The sequence below is a fragment of the Leisingera sp. F5 genome (genome assembly GCF_001593695.1).
Map to the genome: position 1 here is coordinate 1 of NZ_LUKH01001361.1, position 1079 is coordinate 1079.

The window sequence follows — 1079 nt, forward strand, 5'->3', positions numbered from 1 at the left end:
GCGCATGGCGGTTCTACGGCGAGGCGGCCCTGAATAAGTACAAAGCCGGAAGTTTCGCCATTCCCGATGCGCTGTTGCCGGAGGATGAATTTCAGGCCGTTCTAGGCGCTGAGCGCGAGCTGGCCGGCACCAGCAGGCTGGCCGTTCAGCTGTTCTGGCGCGATCTGCAGACCAGCCGCAGCACCGGCGCCGGTCCGCTGGCGCCCTTGGCGGCAGGTGTCAGGACTGTTTACGGGCAATACGAGGACCGGCAAACCGGCTCCAGCCTGTCTTATACCTGGGAAAGCGACGATACCCGCCGGTCCGCCGAAGCCACTGTTTCCAGCTGGTTTGAAGACGACCTTTATGTGCGGCTGCGGGGCAAGTTCCGGCTCGGCTCCCAAAGCGTGATTTACCTGTATGCCGATTGGCTGGAGGGCCCCGCGGGGTCTCCCTACGGCACTCTGGAGGACAGCTCCAACATCGGCATCGAATACCGGATATTCTTTTAAAGGAAAGGGCTTAACCGTGTTTCCGAAACGTCTGCAATTCATTCTCGACCGCACTGTCAATATCGCAACCCTGATGGATACCGCAATCGCCGGGCGCGAAGAGGAGATCTTCTTCACGACCGACGAAAAGCTGCCGCAGTATGGTATCCCGGATGACGGGCTGACTGGCGCCGGGCTGCGCGATACTGTCAACCGGCTGTGCCGCATGCTGCACAGCCATGGCGTCCGCCGGTTCGACAGGGTGGCCATCTGGAAAAGCAACTCGCTGGACTATTTTCTGTGGAGCTATTCGGCAATGCGCCGGGGTGCAATCTCGGTTCCCGTCAATGGCCGGATGACGGTTCAGAACTTTCTGAACTTCATCCGCCACAGCGGCGCCAGGACGGTTGTAACCGATTGCGCCGGGTTACAGGCATTGCAGGACAGCGGCCTGCCGCTGGACGGGATTGAGCGGATCTTTTTGACAGATGGCAGCATCGAGGCCCCGGGCATCGAAGTAATCCCGGTTCCGGAAACCTTTGCCCAGACGCCAGCGGACTATACCCTGCCGCATATGGACCGCGATCAGCATGTTATGATCTGCCACAC

2 protein-coding genes are annotated in these 1079 nt (G+C 60.1%); both read left to right on the top strand.

Features of this window, described 5'->3' with window-relative positions; genetic code table 11:
• Positions 1-491 (top strand): hypothetical protein (locus A2I95_RS41430; RefSeq protein WP_291738090.1); only part of this gene is annotated, 491 nt, incomplete at its 5' end.
• Positions 492-507: 16 nt separating this feature from the next.
• The coding region (locus A2I95_RS41435) for an AMP-binding protein (RefSeq protein ID WP_291738091.1) at positions 508-1079 on the top strand (572 nt) is incomplete at its 3' end.